General features: G+C 70.3%; 19 protein-coding genes and 1 pseudogene. 7 read left to right on the top strand and 13 right to left on the bottom strand.

Annotation, left to right across the window (positions count from 1 at the left end; all coding sequences use genetic code 11):
• Positions 1-70: 70 nt before the first annotated feature.
• From ABZ928_RS15670 to ABZ928_RS15660, 3 genes are all read right to left on the bottom strand, one after another.
• Entirely contained in the window at positions 71-1,423 is a 1,353-nt protein-coding gene (locus tag ABZ928_RS15670; RefSeq protein ID WP_361518491.1) for a PTS transporter subunit EIIC, read from the bottom strand.
• Between the two features lie 16 nt (positions 1,424-1,439).
• Positions 1,440-2,375: an N-acetylmuramic acid 6-phosphate etherase gene (gene murQ, locus ABZ928_RS15665; protein ID WP_361518489.1), complete on the bottom strand. Its 936-nt coding sequence runs from the start codon at positions 2,373-2,375 to the stop codon at positions 1,440-1,442.
• A 102-nt stretch (positions 2,376-2,477) separates the two neighbouring features.
• On the bottom strand, positions 2,478-3,395 hold the full coding sequence (locus ABZ928_RS15660; protein ID WP_361518487.1) for a MurR/RpiR family transcriptional regulator: 918 nt from the start codon (positions 3,393-3,395) through the stop codon (positions 2,478-2,480).
• Positions 3,396-3,450: 55 nt separating this feature from the next.
• Here ABZ928_RS15660 and ABZ928_RS15655 point away from each other — a divergent pair, with 55 nt between their 5' ends.
• Together ABZ928_RS15655 and ABZ928_RS15650 are read left to right on the top strand one after the other, a co-directional pair.
• A complete protein-coding gene (locus ABZ928_RS15655) occupies positions 3,451-3,861 on the top strand; it encodes a hypothetical protein (RefSeq protein WP_361518486.1) in 411 nt (136 codons plus the stop codon).
• On the top strand, positions 3,858-4,136 hold the full coding sequence (locus ABZ928_RS15650; protein WP_361518485.1) for a DUF4031 domain-containing protein: 279 nt from the start codon (positions 3,858-3,860) through the stop codon (positions 4,134-4,136). Before ABZ928_RS15655 ends, ABZ928_RS15650 begins: the two co-directional genes overlap by 4 nt.
• On the opposite strand, the gene ABZ928_RS15645 is transcribed toward ABZ928_RS15650, so the two are convergent.
• On the bottom strand, positions 4,118-5,185 hold the full coding sequence (locus tag ABZ928_RS15645; protein ID WP_361518483.1) for a GNAT family N-acetyltransferase: 1,068 nt from the start codon (positions 5,183-5,185) through the stop codon (positions 4,118-4,120). The two genes, ABZ928_RS15650 and ABZ928_RS15645, sit on opposite strands and share 19 nt — an antisense overlap.
• 26 nt (positions 5,186-5,211) lie before the next feature.
• Entirely contained in the window at positions 5,212-5,850 is a 639-nt protein-coding gene (locus tag ABZ928_RS15640) for a hypothetical protein (protein ID WP_361518482.1), read from the bottom strand.
• A gap of 49 nt (positions 5,851-5,899) precedes the next feature.
• On the opposite strand from ABZ928_RS15640, the gene ABZ928_RS15635 reads away from it, so the two are divergent.
• On the top strand, positions 5,900-6,580 hold the full coding sequence (locus ABZ928_RS15635; protein ID WP_361518480.1) for a maleylpyruvate isomerase family mycothiol-dependent enzyme: 681 nt from the start codon (positions 5,900-5,902) through the stop codon (positions 6,578-6,580).
• 112 nt (positions 6,581-6,692) lie between these two features.
• The gene (locus ABZ928_RS15630; RefSeq protein WP_361518479.1) at positions 6,693-7,385 is read left to right on the top strand and encodes a copper homeostasis protein CutC; all 693 of its coding nucleotides are present in this window, start codon (positions 6,693-6,695) and stop codon (positions 7,383-7,385) included.
• Positions 7,386-7,462: 77 nt separating this feature from the next.
• Here the strand turns inward: ABZ928_RS15630 and ABZ928_RS15625 are convergent, their stop codons facing one another.
• On the bottom strand, positions 7,463-9,532 hold the full coding sequence (locus ABZ928_RS15625) for a UvrD-helicase domain-containing protein (protein WP_361518477.1): 2,070 nt from the start codon (positions 9,530-9,532) through the stop codon (positions 7,463-7,465).
• 343 nt (positions 9,533-9,875) lie between these two features.
• Here ABZ928_RS15625 and ABZ928_RS15620 point away from each other — a divergent pair, with 343 nt between their 5' ends.
• Positions 9,876-10,058, top strand: a complete 183-nt coding sequence (locus tag ABZ928_RS15620; protein WP_361518475.1) for a hypothetical protein — start codon at positions 9,876-9,878, stop codon at positions 10,056-10,058.
• Positions 10,059-10,165: 107 nt separating this feature from the next.
• Here ABZ928_RS15620 and ABZ928_RS15615 read toward each other — a convergent pair whose 3' ends face one another.
• Positions 10,166-11,806 (bottom strand): DNA repair helicase XPB, encoded by a 1,641-nt coding sequence (locus ABZ928_RS15615; protein ID WP_361518474.1) that lies wholly within the window; start codon positions 11,804-11,806, stop codon positions 10,166-10,168.
• On the opposite strand from ABZ928_RS15615, the pseudogene ABZ928_RS15610 reads away from it, so the two are divergent.
• Both ABZ928_RS15610 and ABZ928_RS15605 read left to right on the top strand, forming a co-directional pair.
• Positions 11,724-12,286, top strand: a pseudogene (locus ABZ928_RS15610) (recombinase family protein); the annotation flags it as partial. The gene ABZ928_RS15615 and the pseudogene ABZ928_RS15610 sit on opposite strands and share 83 nt — an antisense overlap.
• Before the next feature lie 12 nt (positions 12,287-12,298).
• On the top strand, positions 12,299-13,459 hold the full coding sequence (locus tag ABZ928_RS15605; RefSeq protein ID WP_361518932.1) for a recombinase family protein: 1,161 nt from the start codon (positions 12,299-12,301) through the stop codon (positions 13,457-13,459).
• A gap of 75 nt (positions 13,460-13,534) precedes the next feature.
• Here the strand turns inward: ABZ928_RS15605 and ABZ928_RS15600 are convergent, their stop codons facing one another.
• The 6 genes from ABZ928_RS15600 to ABZ928_RS15575 all read right to left on the bottom strand — a co-directional run bounded on the left by ABZ928_RS15600 (position 13,535) and on the right by ABZ928_RS15575 (position 18,377).
• A complete protein-coding gene (locus tag ABZ928_RS15600) occupies positions 13,535-14,044 on the bottom strand; it encodes a hypothetical protein (RefSeq protein ID WP_361518473.1) in 510 nt (169 codons plus the stop codon).
• On the bottom strand, positions 14,041-15,525 hold the full coding sequence (locus ABZ928_RS15595) for a replication initiator (RefSeq protein ID WP_361518471.1): 1,485 nt from the start codon (positions 15,523-15,525) through the stop codon (positions 14,041-14,043). The genes ABZ928_RS15600 and ABZ928_RS15595 overlap by 4 nt, the downstream gene beginning before the upstream one ends.
• Positions 15,526-15,676: 151 nt before the next feature.
• A complete protein-coding gene (locus tag ABZ928_RS15590; RefSeq protein ID WP_361518469.1) occupies positions 15,677-16,342 on the bottom strand; it encodes a DUF2637 domain-containing protein in 666 nt (221 codons plus the stop codon).
• Between the two features lie 45 nt (positions 16,343-16,387).
• Positions 16,388-17,809: an FtsK/SpoIIIE domain-containing protein gene (locus ABZ928_RS15585; protein WP_361518467.1), complete on the bottom strand. Its 1,422-nt coding sequence runs from the start codon at positions 17,807-17,809 to the stop codon at positions 16,388-16,390.
• On the bottom strand, positions 17,806-18,015 hold the full coding sequence (locus ABZ928_RS15580) for a hypothetical protein (protein ID WP_361518465.1): 210 nt from the start codon (positions 18,013-18,015) through the stop codon (positions 17,806-17,808). The genes ABZ928_RS15585 and ABZ928_RS15580 overlap by 4 nt, the downstream gene beginning before the upstream one ends.
• Positions 18,012-18,377, bottom strand: a complete 366-nt coding sequence (locus ABZ928_RS15575; RefSeq protein ID WP_361518464.1) for a hypothetical protein — start codon at positions 18,375-18,377, stop codon at positions 18,012-18,014. Before ABZ928_RS15575 ends, ABZ928_RS15580 begins: the two co-directional genes overlap by 4 nt.
• Positions 18,378-18,528: the final 151 nt, after the last annotated feature.

The following is an 18,528-nucleotide window of genomic DNA, read 5'->3' as shown; positions in this document are numbered from 1 at the left end:
AAAGTGGACACAAGGTGCCAGGTGTGCCAAAGGTCGTCCACAACCTGTGAAGTTGCTGTTGTGAAGATTGTTATTGCCCTGTGACGGCCTCCGACTCCTCCCGCGGCAGCCCGAACACATAAGTCGCCCCGAACCCGACCACATATCCCGTCACCAGCCCACCCCCGTAAATCGCCGCAGCCGTCCCCAGCCCCCCACTCCCACCCCCCGCCAGCAACGGAAACAACGCCCACCCCGACGGCCCGATAGCCGTGGCCCCCACCCGCTCCCCGAGCATCGCGAACGCCCCGACGAATGCACCCCCGGCCGCCCCGCCCACACAAGCCGTCAGGAACGGGCGTCCCAAGGGCAAGGACACCCCGTAGATCAACGGCTCCCCCACCCCCAACAACCCCGCCGGAAGCGCCGACTTGATCGTCGTACGGAGGTCGACGTCGTGCCGCAGACGGACGTACACCGCGGCCGCCGCCCCCACCTGCCCCGCGCCCGCCATGGCCAGCAGGGGGAGGAGCGTGGTGGAGCCCTGTTGTTCGATGAGCGTGGCGTGGAGGGGGATCAGGGCCTGGTGGAGGCCCAGCATCACGAGGGGGAGGAAGAGGCCGCCGAGGACCGCGCCCGCGAAGGGGCCCGTCGTCGCGAGCAGCCAGTTCGCGGCCGTGCCGATGGCCGTCGAGACCGCGCCGGCCGCGTACATGAGGACGTACAGCGTCACCAGCCCTGACACCAGGACCGTCAGCGTCGGGGTGACCAGGACGTCCAGCGTCCCCGGCACCCACCTCCGGCACCACTTCTCCACGTACGTCCCCAGCAGCGCCGCCGCCAGCGCGCCCAACACCCCGCCCTGTCCCGGCGCCAGTGTCACCCCGAACGCCGTCACCTTCGCCACGCCCGGATACACCACGACCGCCGCGATCGCGCCGCCCAGCACCGGGGTGCCGCCGAACTCCTTCGCCGTGTTGTGGCCGACGAACACCGCGATCAGGGCCATGAAGGCGGAGGCGATGGCAGCGAGGGCGGGGGTGAGGGAGGGCAGCCAACCGAGGTTCAGCAGAAGGCCGTTGACGCCGGCCAGTACCCCGCAGCCGATGAGTGCCGGGATCAGCGGGACGAAGACGTTCGCCACGCGGCGCAGTGCCCGTTTCAGTGGGGTCGCGTTGCGGGCCTTCTGGGTCTCTTTCCGCAGCAGCGCCTCGAAGTCCGCCGTCACCCGCGACACCGCCCCCGGGCCGAGCACGATCTGGTACGTATCGTCCTCGACCACGCCCAGAACTCCCGGCAGCGCCCGCAGGGCGTCACCGTCCACCTTGCCGGGGTCCGCGAGGCCCAGGCGGAGGCGGGTCATGCAGTGGGCTACGGAGGTGATGTTCGCGGGGCCGCCGACGAGAGGGAGGAGGGCCGCGGCCAGGTCAGTCGAGGTAGGCACGCCATGAGCGTGCTGGTCAGCCGCCCGCCGCCGCCAGCGCGGCACGCAGATGGCCGCCGGACTCCTCCAGAAGGCGGGTGGCGGTAGGACCGTCGACGCCGGTGAGGAGGGCGAGGATGGCGTTCTTCACCTCGCCGTCGGTGGCCGCGAGCGCCCGCTCGATCTCCGCGTCCTCCGCACCCGTGGCGAGCGCGACGATACGGCGGGAGCGGGCGCGCAGCTTCTCGTTGGAGGCGCGTACGTCGACCATGAGGTTCCCGTACGTCTTGCCGAGGCGGATCATCGTGATCGTCGACAGCATGTTCAGGACGAGTTTCTGCGCGGTGCCCGCCTTCAACCGCGTCGAACCCGTCACCAGCTCCGGGCCCACCACGATCTCGATGCCGTGATCGGCCGCCGCCGCGAGCGCGCTGTGCGCGTTGCAGGACAGCCCGATCGTCAACGCGCCCCGGGCACGCGCGTGTTCGACGGCGCCGATCGCGTACGGGGTGCGGCCGGAGGCCGAGACCCCGACCACCGTGTCGGACGCGCCCAGCACGAGCCCGTCCAGGTCGGCTCTCGCCAGCTCCTTGGAGTCCTCGGCGCCCTCGACCGACGTGACCATCGCCTCCGGGCCACCCGCGATCAGCCCGACGACCTGCGCGGGATCGGTGTTGAAGGTGGGCGGGCACTCGGAGGCGTCCAGCACCCCGAGCCGGCCGGCGGTACCGGCACCGGCGTAGATGAGCCGCCCGCCGCTCGCCATCCGTGCGGCGACGGCGTCGATGGCGGCGGCGATCTCGGGCAGCCGCGCGGCGACGGCGGCGGGAACGCTGGCGTCCTCCGCGTTCATGAGCCGCGCGATGTCGAGGGTGGGGAGCCGGTCGATGTCCGCCAGCTCCGGCCGGAAGGCCTCGGTGGTCAGGGTCTCCAATTCGGCGCGCAGATCACGGGGGTTGGAGGTCGATGTCATGGGGGGCGGCTCTTTCACGTGGCGAACTGTGGTCGTGCGTACGTCTTTACTGCCTGCTGCCTGCTGCCTGCTGCCTGCTGCCTGCTGCTTACTGCCTGCCGCCTACTGCCTGCCGCGGTGCCTGTGCGCCAGCGCCTCGTACGACGCGGCCAGCGCGGGCGCCGCGGTCTCGTACGTCCGCTGCGCCACGCCCACGAACAGACAGTCCACCACCAGCAGTTGACTGGTCCGCGAGGACATCGCCGCAGGCCGCAACTCGCTCTCCCGCGCGGTGGACGTGGTCAGTACGTGATCGGCGTACTGGGTGACGGAGCTGTCCGGCCGCCCGGTGATGGCCACGGTCGTGGCCCCGTGCTCGAAGGCGACCCGCAGCGGCTCGATGACGTCGCCCGTCGCGCCCGAGTGCGTGATCGCGATCGCCACGTCCCCGGCGCGCAACTGCACCGCGTTGGTGACGGCGAGATGCGGATCGTTGTGGGCATGCGCGAGGAGCCCTATTCGCAGCAGCTTCTGCGTGAGGTCCTGAGCGACCAGCCCCGACGCGCCCACGCCGTACACATCGATACGCCGGGCCGTGGCCGCCGCGGCGACCGCCGCCGCCAGCTGGACGGTGTCCAGTCCCGCCGCCGTGTCCGCGAGGGTCTGCTGCTCGTCGTAGGCGAGTTTCGCGACGACGTCGGCGATCGGATCGTCGACCGCGATGTCGGTGGTGATCGCGGGCGCCCGCCCGGACTGCTGCTGCGCGGCGAGCCCCGCGAGGGCGAGGCGGAGGTCGCGGTAGCCGGGGTAGCCGAGGATGCGGGCGGTGCGTACGACCGTCGCCTCGCTGGTGCCGGTGAGCTCGGCGAGGCCGGTGACCGTGAGGGCCGCGCAGCCGGCCGGGTCGCCGGCGACGGCCTCGGCGACGCGCTGCATGGAGCGGGTCATCGAGGGCGCGAGGGTACGCACCTTGGCCGCGAGGGCGGCGGGCGCGGGCGGCGCCGGAGCGCTGCCGAAAATTTCCTTCACTTCCTGGGTCACCTATGAAAGATATTTTCGGCTCGGTGTTGTGGTCAAGAGTGCGCACAATGGGTGCATGGATCCCTCCGGCCCCGACGTTCCCCCCATCAGCCCTTTGGAGCAGGCGTTGCACGCGGCGCGCGCCCTCGTGCTCGCCGATCTGGTCGCGGGCGAGGTCGCGGAGGCGGACGTGGTGTCGCTGGTCGAGGAGTCCGTGGCACAGCGGCGCTGGTGGGTGGAGCAGTGGCCGGACGGAGTGGACTTCGTCGCGGGCCTGGTCGCCCAGGACGTACAGGACGCCCTTCTCGAACGGTACGGACGGTGGCCGCTGTGCCCGGTGTGCGGCACCGGTGACCCGCACGCCCTCGACGTCGAGCCCGAGCTGGGTCCCGACCCGCACTGGGTGTGCCACAAGGCCGGGGTCAAGGTCGCGTCGGTGGGCACGCTGGGCTCCGCGACCGGCACCGGCGGGATGCCGTCCTCGTGACGGTCTACATCGACCCGCCGAACTGGCCGGGGCACGGCCGGATGTGGTCACACCTGGTGAGCGACGTCTCGTTCGAGGAACTACGGCTGTTCGCCGACGGGTTGGGCGTGCCGCGCCGGGCCTTCGAGCGCGACCATTACGACATCCCGTCGCACCGGTACGCGGACGTGGTCGCCGCGGGCGCGGTGGAGGTCAGCAGCCGCGAGGTGGTGCGCCTGCTGACGGCGTCGGGGTTGCGGCGCCCCAAGGGGCGGCCTCAGCCCCCCAACTCGTAGGCGAGCCCTTCCTCGTCCTCGCTCACCTTCCTGAACCCGGCCCGGGTGACCACCCCTTGGGAGCGGACGTTGCCCGCGTCGATCGTCGCGAACAGGGTCCGTACGTCGTTCCGCGCCAGCGCCCACTCGGACAGCGCGCGCAGCGCCTCCGTGGCGTAACCCCGGCCGCGGGCGCCCTCCACGAGGTCGTAGCCGATCTCCACGCGGCCCTCCTCGTCGGGCGGCCCGTGGAAGCCCATGCCGCCGACGGCGAGGTCGTCCTCCTCGCGCACCAGGACGAACATGCCGAACTCGGGCCGGTGCACGCCCGCTTCGTACGCCTTGAGGATCATCCCGGACGCGTCGCGCGTCCCCTGGTACGGCCCGCCCACGACCCAGTCGAACCCGCCGGTCCCGCCCGTGGTGAGGTCGGCGGCGGACGCGGGGGTGACGCCCTCCAGGGTGAGCCGGTCCGTGGCGAGCACGAGGTTGTTGTTCCAGCGCCACTCGGTGACGGGGGGCCGGCCGGGCAGTTCACCGCGCCCGGTGGCCCACAGCAGGGTGCGCCAGCGGTCGGCGCCGGGCTGGACGTGCGGGAAGATCCGGGTCAGCACGAACTCGGGGAGATGGGCGGGCGGTTGGTACGCCAACCCCAGCCCCTCGGCGATGTCGTGCGCGTGCAGCAGCACCTCGGCGACACCCATCGCGGCGAAGCCCTCGGTGTTCGCGTCACGGAAGGGGTAGGGGTGGAAGGCGCGGACCGCGCGCGGGGTGGTCCGGAGGGTGGTCGTGAGCAGTACGCCGGTCGTCTCGACGACCTGGATGATGCCGGCGTTGTCGGTGCCCTCTTCGAGGACGATCTCGAAGGGCACGTACGCGTCCTCCGCCCGCCCTGCCAACTGCCCCGCGTACGCGATGAGATCCTCCGCGATATGCGTCGCCGTCTGCCGGCAGCTCCACTCGACCCGGCCGGCCCGCGCCGCCTCCCAGTCCCGATCCACCGCCGACCGCAACAGCGCCACGGCGCTCCCGACGGCCTCGGTCACCCGTTCCCCACCCATGTCTGCCATACGGGCAGGCTAAGCGGGCCGGGCCCTCAGTTCGACAGCATTTCGAGTTCGGCGGCGAGGTTGTATCGGGCCGTGGCCTCCCACTCGGCGGCCCCGTACGGCGTCCTGAACAGCGCGGGCAGCTCCAGCAGCTGCCGCAGCACCGCCGAACGCCCGGTCCGGAAGGCGTCGTTGGGCACGAAGTGGTACTCCTCGCGGATGGCGGCGGTGTAGGCGGCGTACGCGTTCGGTGGCGCCGCCAGGATGGCCAGGTCGGCGTCGCACAGCACCTGCCCGTTGCGGTCGTCGTCGGCGGGGTCATGGGTGACGGTGAGGCGAACCAGCCGCGCGACCTCCGCAGTCCTGTCTGCCGCCAACCCGGCCTCGGCGAGCGCCCGTTCGGCGACACGGGCCGACCGCTCCTCGTTCTCCGACCGCTCGGGCAGATACACCGCGTCATGGAACCAGGCCGCCAGCCGCACCACGTCCGGGTCGTCCGCGTACTTCTCCAGTACGTCGATGTGGTCCAGGACAGCGGTGAGGTGCGCGAGCGTGTGGTACCGGCGCTGCGGCTCCTGCCAGCGGACGAGCAGGTTCTCGGCGTACGGGGCGGGATCGGGGCCGTCGGCCACGGCGGCTCGCAGAGTGCGGGTGAAACGGGTGCGCAGGGCGTCGGGATCGACCATGGGCAATATTGTCCCGCGCCCCGCCGGACAGGCCCTAGCGTGGGGTGGCATGACTGCTGCTGACGTACGCGACCCCGAGCTCCCCGGCCTCCTGCTGACCACCGAGCGTGACGCCCTGGTCCCCCTGCTCCGCTCCCGCCCCGACGCGGATTACGCCCTGCCGACCGCCGGGTGCCCGGGGTGGACCGTACGGGATGTGCTCGCGCACTGTTCGTCCGCGCTGATGCGGGTGGTGGAGAACCGGTTCGAGAAGGGCGTGTTCTCGTCCGAGGCCAACGACCGGGACATCGCCGAGCGCGCCGACTGGTCGAACGCGCAGGTCGTCGACGAGCTGGAGCGCGGGATGACCGAGGCGGGGCCGGTGATCGCCAAGGCCGGCGGGCGGCTGGACATGCTCGCGCTGGGCGAGTGGGTGCACGGCGGTGACGTACGGGATGTGTTCGGGGAACCGGGCGCGTACGCGGGCCCCGGCCTCCCGTACGCCCTCACCCTGCTCGCCCGGGTCTCCCGGGAACGGGGGCGGCTTCAGGTGCACGCCGACCTGGACGACGTGGACGAGCCGCTCACGCTGGGCGCGGTGTCGGGGGACCGGACGCCGGCCCGCTTCATCGGGGACGCCGCCACGCTCGTACGGCTGTACACGGGGCGTCCGGTGGCGGGGCGGGACTTCGAGCTGGCGGGGGCGGAGGAGGGGGAGCTGAACATCTTCGGCCGGGACGTCTTCGGCTGAGGTCTCTTTGACCCGGCGGGCGTGATCTTGTCGCGGGCGCGGCGGCTGCGGGCGTAGTCTTGAGATTGGACTAGACCTGTAGCCGCCGATGAATGCCGATGAATGGGGTCCCATGAGCAAGCGTGCAGTCCTGGAGGTGATCGCCCTCGACGTCGAGGACGCGGTCGCCGCCCAGGCCGGAGGCGCGGACCGGCTCGAACTGGTCACCGACATGGCCGCCGACGGGCTGACCCCGCCGGTCGAGACCTTCACCGCGATCCGCCGGGCCGTCGACCTCTCGCTGCGGGTGATGCTGCGGCTGGCGGACGGCTTCGCCGCGGGGGATGCCGGGCGGGTGGTCCGGGTCGCACGGGAGCTGCGGGAAGCGGGCGCGGAGGAGTTCGTGCTCGGGTTCCTCGACACGGACGGAGGGGTGGACCTGGCGGCCGTCGAGCAGGTGGTCGCCGCCCTGGACGGCTCCCCCTGGACCTTCCACCGGGCCATCGACCACACCACCGACCGCGACGCCCTCCGCAAACAGCTCGCGGACCTCCCGGGCCTGGACACCTACCTGACGGCGGGATCGGCGGCGGGCGTGGACACGGGGCTTCCCACGCTGCTGGCCGAGGCGGGACGGCGCGGCGAGCCGGGCTACGAACAGCAGCTCCTGGTGGGCGGCGGCTTGACCCTGGAGCACGTACCGACCTTGCTGACCGCAGGCATCGACGCCTTCCATATCGGAGGCGCGGCGAGGCCGGAGGGCTGGGAGGGCCGGGTGTCGGCGGGGGCGGTGGCGAAGTGGCGCAGCGTCTTGGACCGGCGGTGACTGTATTTGCCTAGGGGCGCGGGGAACTGCGCGACCAGCCCCCCACGCACCCGCACCCTCCGACGCACATCAAGCGGCTAGGCCAACTGCCCCGGCAACGCCGCCACATGCGTAACGATCAACCCCGACACCGCCCGAGTCAGCGCCACATACAGCCGCCGCAACCCGGTCCGCTCATCCGGCTCCCCGTCCACCACGGCCTGCGGCTCATCCAGCACGACATAGTCGTACTCCAAACCCTTGGCGAGCGACGCGGGCACCAGCGTCAGCCGAGTCTCCTCGGTCGTCTCCTCGCCGGGGTCGAGATACCCGATACCGGCCGCGTCGAGGGCCTCCGCCAGCACCGCGACCCTCGCATCCGCAGCGATGAGCCCGGTGGACCCCTCGTTCCCCAGCAACTCCACGCACGCGGCGACGACTTCCTCCGTCCCCCCGATCTCCCGAAGATCGAAGAACCCCGGATTCTCACGCACCGACGCCACCGGAGTCAGCCCGGGCGCGATATGCGGAAGAAGCCGGGACGCATACGTGATGACGTCCGTCGGCACACGGAAACCGGCGGTGAGCTCCTCGATCACCCCGTCCACCTTGCCCAGATGAGCGAGCGCCTCGTCCCAACTCCGCGTAGCCCAGGGCGTCGTACCCTGCGCGAGGTCACCGAGCACGGTCGCGGACCCGGTGGTGCAACGCCGCCCGACGGCCCGGTACTGCATGGGGGAGAGATCCTGAGCCTCGTCGAGGACCACATGCCCGAGCGAGTGCGTCCGCTCCACGATGTCGGACGCCTCGTCGATCAACACGGCGTCCGCGGCGGACCACTTGGCCGACTTCACCGACCGCACCGGCTTCGCCCACAGGATCGTCTTCTGCTCGTCCTCGTCGAGGATCCCTTCCGCGTGTACGGCGAGGAAGTCCGCGTCGGTGAGCAGCCGCAGCACCAGCTTCGCCGGATCGACCGGCGGCCAGATCTCCTTCACGGCCGCCTTCACCGCCGTATTGCGGGCCACCGCGTCCTGCACCCGGTCGTCCGGCGCCTCACCGGAACGCTCCATCTGCACCAGCACGGCATGCGCGATGCGCTGCGGAAGCGCGTCGCGGGCGGCGCCGTAGCGGATGTCGCGGTCCAGCAACTCCCGGGCGATGTCCTCCAGTTCGTACGCCGGGACCCGCCACCGCCGTGACCCGCGCATCACGACGACCGGCTCGGTCGGCAGGGTGACGTAGGAGTAGACGGCGCGCCGGAGCACCTCCGCCATCCGCGCGTCGCCCTTGATGACGGCGGCGGGCGCGTCATCGGTCCCGCGCACCTCGGCGTTCCGGGAGACCAGGTCGTCGACGGTCGCCTGCTGGACCGCCAACTCGCCCAGCGCCGGGAGGACTTGCTCGATGTAGTGGAGGAAGGACCTGTTCGGCCCGATGACGAGGGTGCCGGTGCGGGCGAGCCGCTCACGGTGGGCGTACAGCAGATACGCGACCCGGTGCAGACCGACGGCGGTCTTCCCGGTGCCCGGGCCTCCCTGGACGCACACGGTGCCGTTCAGGCCGCTGCGGACGATCTCGTCCTGCTCGGGCTGGATGGTCGCGACGATGTCCCGCATCGGACCGACACGCGGCCGCTCGATCTCCTGCTGGAGCAGCTTGCTGGTGGTGGCGGCCCCCGACGGCTCCGTGGGGTCGGAGAGGTGCTCGTCCTCGTACGCCGTGATGTCGCCGCGCGTGTACCCGAAGCGGCGGCGCAGCGCGATGTCCATCGGGTCCTTCTTGGACGCCCGGTAGAACGGCTGCGAGACCGGCGCCCGCCAGTCGATGACCATCGGGTCGCCGTCGTGGTCGTGGACGTGCCGGCGCCCGATGTAGAAGCGCTCGCCGTCCGCGCCCTCGGCGAGGTCCATGCCGGGCGCGTGCAGATAGTCGAGGCGGCCGAAGAACAGGGGGGTGTCGCTGAGGTCGGCCAGGGCCTTGATGCGCTCGTTGATCTGGCGTTCCAGGATCTGGGCGTTGACCCAGTTCGCGGTGACGTCCTTGATGTCGAGGGACTCGGCGTCCTCCCGCATGGCACGCAGGGCGGCACGGGACGCGGCGAGATGACCGCGCTCGCGGCCGAGTGGGTCGTCCAGGGGCGCGGGGTCGTCGACGGGCGTGGACAAGGCGGTGCCTCCGAAGGTGCTGCGGGCTGGATGCTGGCGCGGCTGCGTGGCAGCGAGGTACCGACCGGTTTCCGTCCGGGCGGCGGCACTCCGGGTGGGAGGCGGGCAAGAGCGGAGATTTTACGGGAGGGGGCGGCGGGGGTGCCAACTGTTTTCGAGGCGTCCTCGAAGGCTCCTTGAAGGCCCCCGTCCAGCCCCCTGCCGAGCCCTCTGTCGAGCCCCCTAGGGGATCGCCCCTCCCTCCAGTGGGGGAGGCTCCACCCACAGGGGGTACTCAGGTATCACAGCAAGTGGGGACCTAGGGCCGATGCCCTCCTTATGCCTCGAAGGCCACCATGGAGACATGAGTGCAGCGACCCTCACCCCAGCCCCCGGTCGCCCGTCCGGAGCGACCCCCCTGTCCGACACCCACGCCGGCCACCGGCTCGGCAGCGCCCTCCGCGCGATCCGCGTCTTCGCGGGCGCCGCCTTCGACGTGGTCATACTCGGCGAGTACGGCGAGGAAGCGGGCGTCCGCCGCAGGTGAGCCCCCGGTGGGGCGCGGTGCCCGGGCCAGTATGGCGCCCTCCTTACCGTGGCTCGTGCTGTGCCGCCAAGGTACCGGGCCGGTCACGCTCAGCGGCACCCGATGGCTCAGCCCTCCGCCAACAGCTCGTCCGCGTCCACGATCCGATAGGCGTACCCCTGCTCCGCCAGGAACCGTTGCCGGTGGGCGGCGAAGTCCTGGTCGATGGTGTCGCGGGCGACCACGGAGTAGAAGTGGGCCTGGTGGCCGTCCGCCTTCGGGCGCAGTACCCGGCCGAGCCGCTGGGCCTCCTCCTGGCGTGAGCCGAAGGTGCCGGAGACCTGGATGGCGACCGTCGCCTCCGGCAGGTCGATCGAGAAGTTCGCGACCTTCGACACCACCAGCACGCTGATCTCGCCCTCCCGGAAGGCGTCGAAGAGCTTCTCGCGCTGGGCGTTGGAGGTCTCGCCCTTGATGACGGGGGCGTTGAGATGCTCGCCGAGTTCGTCGAGCTGGTCGATGTACTGCCCGATGACCAGGATCTGCTGCCCCGCGAACCGCTTGACGAGCGCCTCCGTGACCTTCCGCTTGGTCGCGGTCGTCGCACAGAAGCGGTACTTCTCCTCCTGCTCGGCGGTGGCGTAGGCGAGCCGCTCGGAGTCCGTCAGATTCACCCGGACCTCGACACAGTCGGCGGGCGCGATGTACCCCTGCGCCTCGATCTCCTTCCAGGGCGCGTCGAAGCGCTTGGGCCCGATGAGGGAGAAGACGTCGGACTCCCGCCCGTCCTCACGGACGAGCGTGGCCGTCAGCCCGAGCCGCCGCCGGGCCTGAAGATCGGCCGTGAACTTGAAGACGGGAGCCGGAAGCAGATGCACCTCGTCGTAGACGATCAGACCCCAGTCCCGGGAGTCGAACAGCTCCAGGTGCGGATAGACACCCTTCCGCCGGGTGGTGAGCACCTGGTAGGTGGCGATGGTGACGGGCCGGATCTCCTTCTTCGTCCCGCTGTACTCGCCGATCTCGTCCTCGGTCAGCGAGGTCCGCTTCACCAGCTCGTGCTTCCACTGCCGGGCCGAGACGGTGTTGGTGACGAGGATGAGGGTGGTCGACTTGGCCTGTGCCATGGACCCGGCGCCGACGAGGGTCTTCCCGGCCCCGCAGGGCAGGACCACGACCCCGCTGCCGCCGTGCCAGAAGTTCTCCACGGCCTGCTTCTGGTACGGGCGCAGCGCCCATCCGTCCTCGGCCAGCTCGATCGGGTGCGCCTCGCCGTCGACGTACCCGGCGAGGTCCTCGGCCGGCCAGCCCAGCTTGAGGAGGGTCTGCTTGATCTGCCCGCGCTCGGAGGGGTGCACGATCACGGTGTCGGGGTCGATCCGCGCGCCGACGAGCGGGGCGATCCGCTTCGACCGCAGGATCTCCTCCAGCACCGGGCGGTCGGTGGTCGTGAGCACGAGCCCGTGCGCCGGGTGCTTGCTGAGGGTCAGCCGCCCGTATCGGTCCATGGTCTCGGCCACGTCCACGAGCAGCGCGTGCGGCACGGGGTAGCGGCTGTACTGCACGAGCGCGTCGACGACCTGCTCGGCGTCGTGCCCGGCGGCCCGGGCGTTCCACAGCCCCAGCGGCGTCAGCCGATAGGTGTGGATGTGCTCCGGCGCCCGCTCCAGCTCCGCGAACGGCGCGATGGCCCGACGGCACTCGTCGGCCTGCTCGTGGTCGACTTCGAGGAGCAGGGTCTTGTCCGACTGGACGATTAGGCAGGACACGCATACCTCCGCGGATAGGATTGTCACCGTGACAGACACCACACCTGCTACGGCTCGGGCCATGCCCCGTGCCCGGCGCCGGAAGGGCGTACCGGCCAGCGCGCCGGGGATGCGCGCCGCTATCTATGTTCGCCTATCGCGTGAAACGGACGAGACGACTTCTCCCGAGCGCCAGAGATCGGCGTGCGAGGCGCTGTGCAAGGCACGTGGCTGGGACGTCATAGCCGTCGAGGAGGACATCGATGTCTCCGGCTTCTCCCGGGGCTACAGCGCGTCCTGACCCGGCTCGCTGAGCTGGACGTGATCGTGTTCTTCAAGATCGACCGGCTCGCCCGCTCGACGGTCGACTTCGCGGAGATCATGCGACTCGCCGAGCACCAGAGCGTGGCGCTCGCGTCGGCGACGGAACCGCTCGACCTCACGTCGTCCATGGGCCGAGCCATGGCGAAGGTCATCGCGGTCTTCGCGGAGCTGGAATCCGACACCATCGGCATGCGGGTGTCCAGCGCGCATGAGCACCTGCGCCGCGAGGGTCGCTACACCGGCGGTCGGGTCCCGTACGGGTACATGGTCGTTCCCAATCCCAACGGGGCGGGCAAGGTCCTCTCGGTCAACGAGGACGAGGCCAAGACGATCAAACGGATCGTGGAGCGGGTGCTTGCCAAGGACTCGCTCATGCAGATCATCAACGACCTGAACAAGGAGGGTGTCCCCTCGCCCGGCCACGCCTCACGCCAGACCATGGGCAAGCGCAGCGACTCCAAGCAGTGGTACACGACGACGCTGCGGAGCTTGCTGGGCAACCCCCAGTTGCTCGGCCAGGTCATCGAGGACGGAAAGCCGATCCTGCGGACGGACGGGCTGCCCCTGGTCAACCGCCCACCGATTCTCGACACGGATACGTGGCAGGTGCTCCAGGACGAGTTGGAGCGCCGGGCCAATCCCGGTGAGAAGCGCCGGGAGGGGACGTCGCTGCTGCGCGGCATCATGCACTGCGGAGTCTGCGGCGAGCGCATGTACACCTTCAGTGGGCGCAACGGTCAGCTTCGGTACCGGTGCATCGGTCCGCTGAAGTATCGCCAGCGGGCGGCCAAGGGGGACAAGAAGCCGGGGGAGAAGTGCTACGGGCCGACCGTGGCGGGTGTGACCACGGAGGAGCATGTCACCGAGCAGTTCCTGGCGAAGTACGGGCACCTTCCCGTGATGCGGATGGTCCAGGAGGCGGGCGAGGACTTCCGCCCACAGATCAGGCAGGCCGAGGAAGCCTTGGCCGACTTGCAGAAGGACCGCTACGACCGAGGCCTGTTCAAGGGCGACGACGGAGCGATCCGGTACGCGGAGCAGTACACCAAGCTGGAAGAGCGTCTGGCGTCCCTGAAGGAGAGGCAGCGAACGGCGAAGCCGGGCGGCGTGAAGGCGGAGCCGACCGGCGAGACGCACGCCGAGCAGTGGAAGCGCTCGGACGTGGCCGGTAAGCGAGATTTGCTGCTGAACGCGGGCGGCTACGTGGAGGTGGCACCCGCGAGGCGCGGCGGCAAGAAGCTGGATACGTCGCGTCTGTCGGTGTACTTCGGCGAGGAGGGGCACTTGCGGCGGGCGGCAGCGGCGAGGGAGAGCGGACAGGAGACCGAGGCGGCTGACAGCCAGGGCTGACGCCGACGTCACCGGACACGCAGCGGTGCCCCCACCGGACGGACGAGGTGGGGGCACCGCTGCGTGTGTTTCAGGTTAGGCGACGTGCTGGTCGGGGTTGTGCCAAGGGCCGATGACCTTGATAGAGGGGCGGCAATACGACAGCGCCGAACCGTCGCGGGTTGTGAACTCGACTGTCTCTGCAACGAGTTCGCAGAGGGCGTCCCCGTCCGTCTCGGACAGTGCCGTCCTCAACGTGGGGACGGACTCTGCCAGGTCCCATGAGCCGGAACTGAGGCGGAAGCCGCCGAGGGCGTGTGCGTCGGCGAGGCGGAACGAAAGGCGAGTACTGGGCTGGGGTTCATAGCGGGGTGCGGCTGTCAGCAGGCCAGCCTTGATGGATTCGGGGCCGGAGATGACGACCCGCATGGAGGTAGATCGGGGCAGCACTTCGAAGTGGTCGGCTTCGTGGCTGTCGTGGGACGGCGATTGCCTGCCGAAGAGCCGCCCGACGACCCTGGCGACTTCCTCAGTCCCAGTAGACACACGCCAGGAGCCTTGTCCGCAGTGGAAGCGGCCGACGAACGTCGTCTTGCGGTTGGTCATGAGAAATCTCCCTCCTGCTTGAGGCGTCGGGTGTGGGCTGTGTCGTGGCGGACCTGGGCTGCGAGGAACTCCTCACCGGGGCGGTAGCCGCTGCTGAGGTAGGTCCAGGAGGAGGCGGTGACGAGGGTCGTGGTCTCGTCGCTGGTGGGGAGCCCGACGCGGGCGCGGGCAGCCTCTGCTTGGGCGAGGCGCCACGCGCGGCGTACGTCGCGGAGTGCGCCGAGGGTGGTGGAGTAGGCGCGGGACTTGGTGGAGAAGTGGCCACGGAAGCCGAGCATGTGGGCCCACTTCCAGAGCTTGAGGTGGGCGAGCTCCGGCAGGTGGCCGAGGGCCCAGGCGGTGCGGATCATCTGCCGTACGTGCTGCCGGATGGGCAGGGCCTTGATGGGTTCGGCCTGCCCCGTGCCGTCGCAGTCGGGGCACCGGTCGTGGAAGCCGTCTGGGCCGCGTACGTAGCCACGTCCAGCGCAGGGGCGGCACATCAGGGTGCGATCCACGGTGCCGGTACCTTCGGCGTTCTTCGTGGCGTACTTGGCGACGTATCCGGCGACCTTGGCATCCGTGTACTCGGCAACCCGGGCGTCGGTCAGTTCTCCGTCGCCCAGGGCCGAGATGGGGTCGACCTTGAACCGGCGGCCCCAGGCGATGACGCGTTCACCGATAGCGCCGGACTCGACAGTGAGCCGGGCGCGCTTGACGGCCAGGCCCACGGCGGCGTTCAGGGAGTCGAAGGTGGCCCAGGGCGGGGGCGGGGTGGTGTGGCCGTCGGGTCCGTCGAAGCGGATCACGGCGTGGAAGTGGACCAGGCCGCGCTTCTGGTACTCGGCGACTTTGGCGAAGGAGACGCGCAGAGCGGCGTTCAGCGCCTTCTGCGTCATGCCGAGGTGCTCGGCCAGGGCACGGCGCAGGTAGGTGGTGAAGCGTGCCCACAGCTGCCCCGCGTGTGCGTTCCAGAGCACGGCGCCGGTGTAGTCGTAGGTGGCCGGGTCGAGCGGGGTGCCCAACACCGGGTCCTCTTCGGGGTGTTGGGTGCCGCACCGGCAGGGGCGGGGCTTGCCCGCGTGGCCGGTCTTGCGGTTGTGGACGGCGCCGAAGGAGGGGGCGGTGAGGGTGACGAAGGCGCGGGGGTGGTCGCGGACGGTGTCGGCGACGTTCTTGCCGCCGGACAGTCCGGCCTTGATGAGGTGGTAGGTGTCGGCGGCGTAGACGCGGGAGCAGGCGGGGCAGCGGGAGGAGCGGCGATTGCCACAGGTGGTGAGGAGGCGTCCGGAGGGTTCGTCCTCGGAACGGTAGGAGCGGATCACTTGCTTGGTGGTCTGGTCGGTGGTGACCGTCCAGCCGTGGAGGTTGACGGGGTTGGTGCAGCCGTGCAGGTCGCGGACCTGTTCGGTCACACGGTCGAAGTCGTCTGTGTTGGCCAGTTTGATCAGGTCCCGCAGGCCAGGGCTGATCACGTGGCGCAGGTCGAGGGGGCGGCGCATGGGTGGCGGGGTGTCCCTTCTGGCGCGAGGGTGGGGCCTGCGGGCAGCAGCGATTCAGTGCGCTCGGGCTGCTGCCCGCAGGCATGACGAGTCGGACCCAGGGGCGGGCGAGGGTGGGAAGTGCCGGAAGGCCGGCGGGGGAAGCGCGGCTCTACAGAGCGGCGTGGAGAGCAGTGGCCATGGGCAGGCCGATGCCGAGCCGCATCTTGAGCTGAGTCGGAGTAATCGTTTCTCCGTGCTCGGCCTGGTGTGACGCTGCGATGGAGCGTGCCTCGGTCAGCAGCGGTTCGGGGACCTTGACCGCAGGCGCGGCCGGGACTGGAGCCGTAACGGCTACGGCCGGGCGCGCCTGTGAGGCAGCAAGCGCCGGGACGGGGGCCGGTTCCGCAGCGGTGGCCGGGGCGGTGGCGTCGGAGGCGACTGTGTGGAAGGCCCGAAGGAGTTGCGGCCCGACCGCTCCCCAGCCGAGGAGCAGCAGCGGGGCCACGGCGTCGACGGCAGCGCGGCCGTAGTGCCCGGCGACCACGGGTTCGGCGATGTTGAGGGCCAGGGTCAGCAGGCCGGAGAAGTGCATGAGGCGGGTTGCTGCCTTCATCTGTTCGGGCGTGACGCCGCGCAGGGAGAGGTAGCGCAGGGCGACCAGGAGGCCGACCACGGATAGGTCCACCATCGGGGCGATGAGCGGTGCGATTGGTGCGGGGACGCCCAGGCGCAGGGCTAGGGCCCAGACGTTGCCGAAGGAGAAGACGAACGCCAGCGCGGCGATGACGATCATCACGGCGGTGATGGTGCGCTGAGTGATCCGGTCCTCAGTCATGGGTGTTCACCTCCTTTCGTGAAGCGAGGGGGTTGGCAGGGCGAGTCAGGCCGCCATGGGCGGGGTGGTGTTGTTCGGGGCGGACTTGGTGAGGCCGAAGCCGGGGAGCTGGGCGGTGAGCAGGTCGGCCGGGTCGGCGGTGAGGTGGGCGGTACGGGCGGCGATGTAGGCGGCGTCCTTGCCGGAGACGAAGGGCGTGCGGATGCGGGTGAAGCCGGGCTGGGACTGGTGGTTCATGGAGGCGACGCCGACGTAGGAGCGGTCCTGGAGGTTGATCGGGTTGGCGTCGGGCCATTCCCGGATGTCCTCACCGAGCGCGGCTACGGCAGCTTCGGCGGTCTTCTGGGCGAAGGACAGACCGATGGGGCACACGTCGCGGATGAACGTGGGGATAGCGTCACCGGTGGACTTCTGGGTGGCGAGGATGACGAGGATGCCCATGCTGCGGCCCTTCTTCACCAGGTCCTCAACCAGCCTGGCGTTCTCGGCGGCGAGCGCGGCGAGCTTCTTCGTCTTGGGGTCGCTGCCCTTGTGGTCGCGGAAGTAGGTGTGCGCCTCATCGATGATCACGACGACGAGCGGCCACGCTGCGGACGGGCCGACCTCCCACATGCTCTGCACTCCGAGGATGCGCTCAGCGGCCGAGACGCGGGCGCGGCGCAGGTCCACCAGACGCCGGAATAGGGCATTGGCCTCTTCGAGGTCGTCACCGACGAAGGCGAACATCCGCTTCACGAGGTGGGCGTAGTCGCCTTCCCGGGCCGTGGACACCTTGCCGTCTGCGCACACGATCTGAATCGCGGGCGAGGGTGCCCAGTCGCAGATCAGCCGGTTGATGAGCGAGGTCTTGCCGAAGCCGGGAAGGCCGGCCACGGTGACGCCGGGCACCTGCGTGAGGTCGACGGACACGGGCTGCGCGTACTCGTCCAAGCCCAGGTCCCACCGGGCGATCTCCTCCGGTATCTCACCCGTGGGATGGTGCTCGGTGGTGAACTTCAGCGGATCGAGCCGCACACCACGGATGACCACCTGCCCAGGCTTGTCCTGGGTGACCGCGACCCGTGTGCACCGCCAGGCATCGGCCAGGTGCGGGGCCGCCTTCTGGAACTGCTCCAGACCCACGCCGGGCAGGCAGTTCGCCCGCGCGATCACCCCATACGCGTCATGCGTGACCTTCAGCGCGGGTACCAGGATGCGGGGCTTGACGGGCTTGCCGTCCGTGTTCGACAGCGACGCCAGCGGGGTCGGCATCTTGTCCGTGGCGCACAGCTTCAGCATCTGCGCGAGCCGCTTCCAGGTCCGCCGCACGCGCACGGCCTGCCGGATGGACTGCCGAGTCATGGCATCGGCGCGCAGGTAGCGGACCGCCCACCACACCGACCAGGCCACCAGCACGGCCAGCACCACGCCGACCACCAGGGGGCCATAGCCGAAGACCCCTTCCACCGTGTCGTTGAGATCCTTCATGAGCCGTTCTCCTGTGATTCGTAGAGGAAGGCCACCAGGGCCGATTTGAGAGCCGCCCGATCCGGGCCGGTAAGGCGCGGATAGCCGTAGCCGACGAGCACGGCCGCCGCCGAGTTCACGAGAGGCTCGGTGAGCAGGGCTTCCGGCCCGGCGTGAGGCAGCGGGTAGCTGCGCTCAGCGCCGGACCGGAATGCGGTGCCGCTCACGCCGCCTCAGCCTCAGCAGCCGGGGCAGCGCCGCCGACCAGGTCCAGGCGGTCGGCGCGGTAGGCGATGCCGTCCGAGAGCTGGCCGTTGAAGATCCGGGCCCACGGGGTGGCGAACAGCTCCACCGGCATCACGGGCACACCCGGCTTGAGCCCGTTGGGGAGACCGGTCTCCGGAACGGTGATCTTCAGCGCCTCGGCGCGGTCCTCCTCCATGAAGAAGAGGGTGATCGTCTTCAGCTTCGCGCCGGTTTCACGGTCGGTCGCGAACTGGGTCTTCTCGGCGTCCGCGTACTTCGGCACCGGCAGGGTGCCGACCATGAACGACGCGGTGGGGAGCAGGCCAACACGGATACGAGCCATGGGTGTTACGTCCTTTCGGTAGGTGCTCCGCCAGGGGCGGCGGGGCGAGATCAACAGTGCACTACGTGAGTTGAGTGCGTCAAGCGCTTAGCGCGCATCGCGCTAAGGGTGAGCTAGCGTGGTCGTTTTGGGGTGCATCAGGGTCTTACTG

This window comes from Streptomyces sp. NPDC046909, from assembly GCF_040644695.1.
Taxonomy (GTDB): Bacteria; Actinomycetota; Actinomycetes; order Streptomycetales; family Streptomycetaceae; genus Streptomyces.
This window is presented reverse-complemented; position numbering and strand designations above follow the sequence as displayed.

What these genes read in the sequence shown, in the direction of transcription:
- murQ (WP_361518489.1), bottom strand. Translation starts at nt 2,375, where the DNA reads ATGACATCGACCTCCAACCCCCGTGATCTGCGCGCCGAATTGGAGACC.
- ABZ928_RS15655 (WP_361518486.1), top strand. Translation starts at nt 3,451, where the DNA reads ATGGATCCCTCCGGCCCCGACGTTCCCCCCATCAGCCCTTTGGAGCAG.
- ABZ928_RS15645 (WP_361518483.1), bottom strand. Translation starts at nt 5,185, where the DNA reads ATGGCAGACATGGGTGGGGAACGGGTGACCGAGGCCGTCGGGAGCGCC.
- ABZ928_RS15640 (WP_361518482.1), bottom strand. Translation starts at nt 5,850, where the DNA reads ATGGTCGATCCCGACGCCCTGCGCACCCGTTTCACCCGCACTCTGCGA.
- ABZ928_RS15635 (WP_361518480.1), top strand. Translation starts at nt 5,900, where the DNA reads ATGACTGCTGCTGACGTACGCGACCCCGAGCTCCCCGGCCTCCTGCTG.
- ABZ928_RS15630 (WP_361518479.1), top strand. Translation starts at nt 6,693, where the DNA reads ATGAGCAAGCGTGCAGTCCTGGAGGTGATCGCCCTCGACGTCGAGGAC.
- ABZ928_RS15620 (WP_361518475.1), top strand. Translation starts at nt 9,876, where the DNA reads ATGAGTGCAGCGACCCTCACCCCAGCCCCCGGTCGCCCGTCCGGAGCG.
- ABZ928_RS15605 (WP_361518932.1), top strand. Translation starts at nt 12,299, where the DNA reads ATGCGGGTGTCCAGCGCGCATGAGCACCTGCGCCGCGAGGGTCGCTAC.
- ABZ928_RS15600 (WP_361518473.1), bottom strand. Translation starts at nt 14,044, where the DNA reads ATGACCAACCGCAAGACGACGTTCGTCGGCCGCTTCCACTGCGGACAA.
- ABZ928_RS15595 (WP_361518471.1), bottom strand. Translation starts at nt 15,525, where the DNA reads ATGCGCCGCCCCCTCGACCTGCGCCACGTGATCAGCCCTGGCCTGCGG.
- ABZ928_RS15590 (WP_361518469.1), bottom strand. Translation starts at nt 16,342, where the DNA reads ATGACTGAGGACCGGATCACTCAGCGCACCATCACCGCCGTGATGATC.
- ABZ928_RS15585 (WP_361518467.1), bottom strand. Translation starts at nt 17,809, where the DNA reads ATGAAGGATCTCAACGACACGGTGGAAGGGGTCTTCGGCTATGGCCCC.
- ABZ928_RS15575 (WP_361518464.1), bottom strand. Translation starts at nt 18,377, where the DNA reads ATGGCTCGTATCCGTGTTGGCCTGCTCCCCACCGCGTCGTTCATGGTC.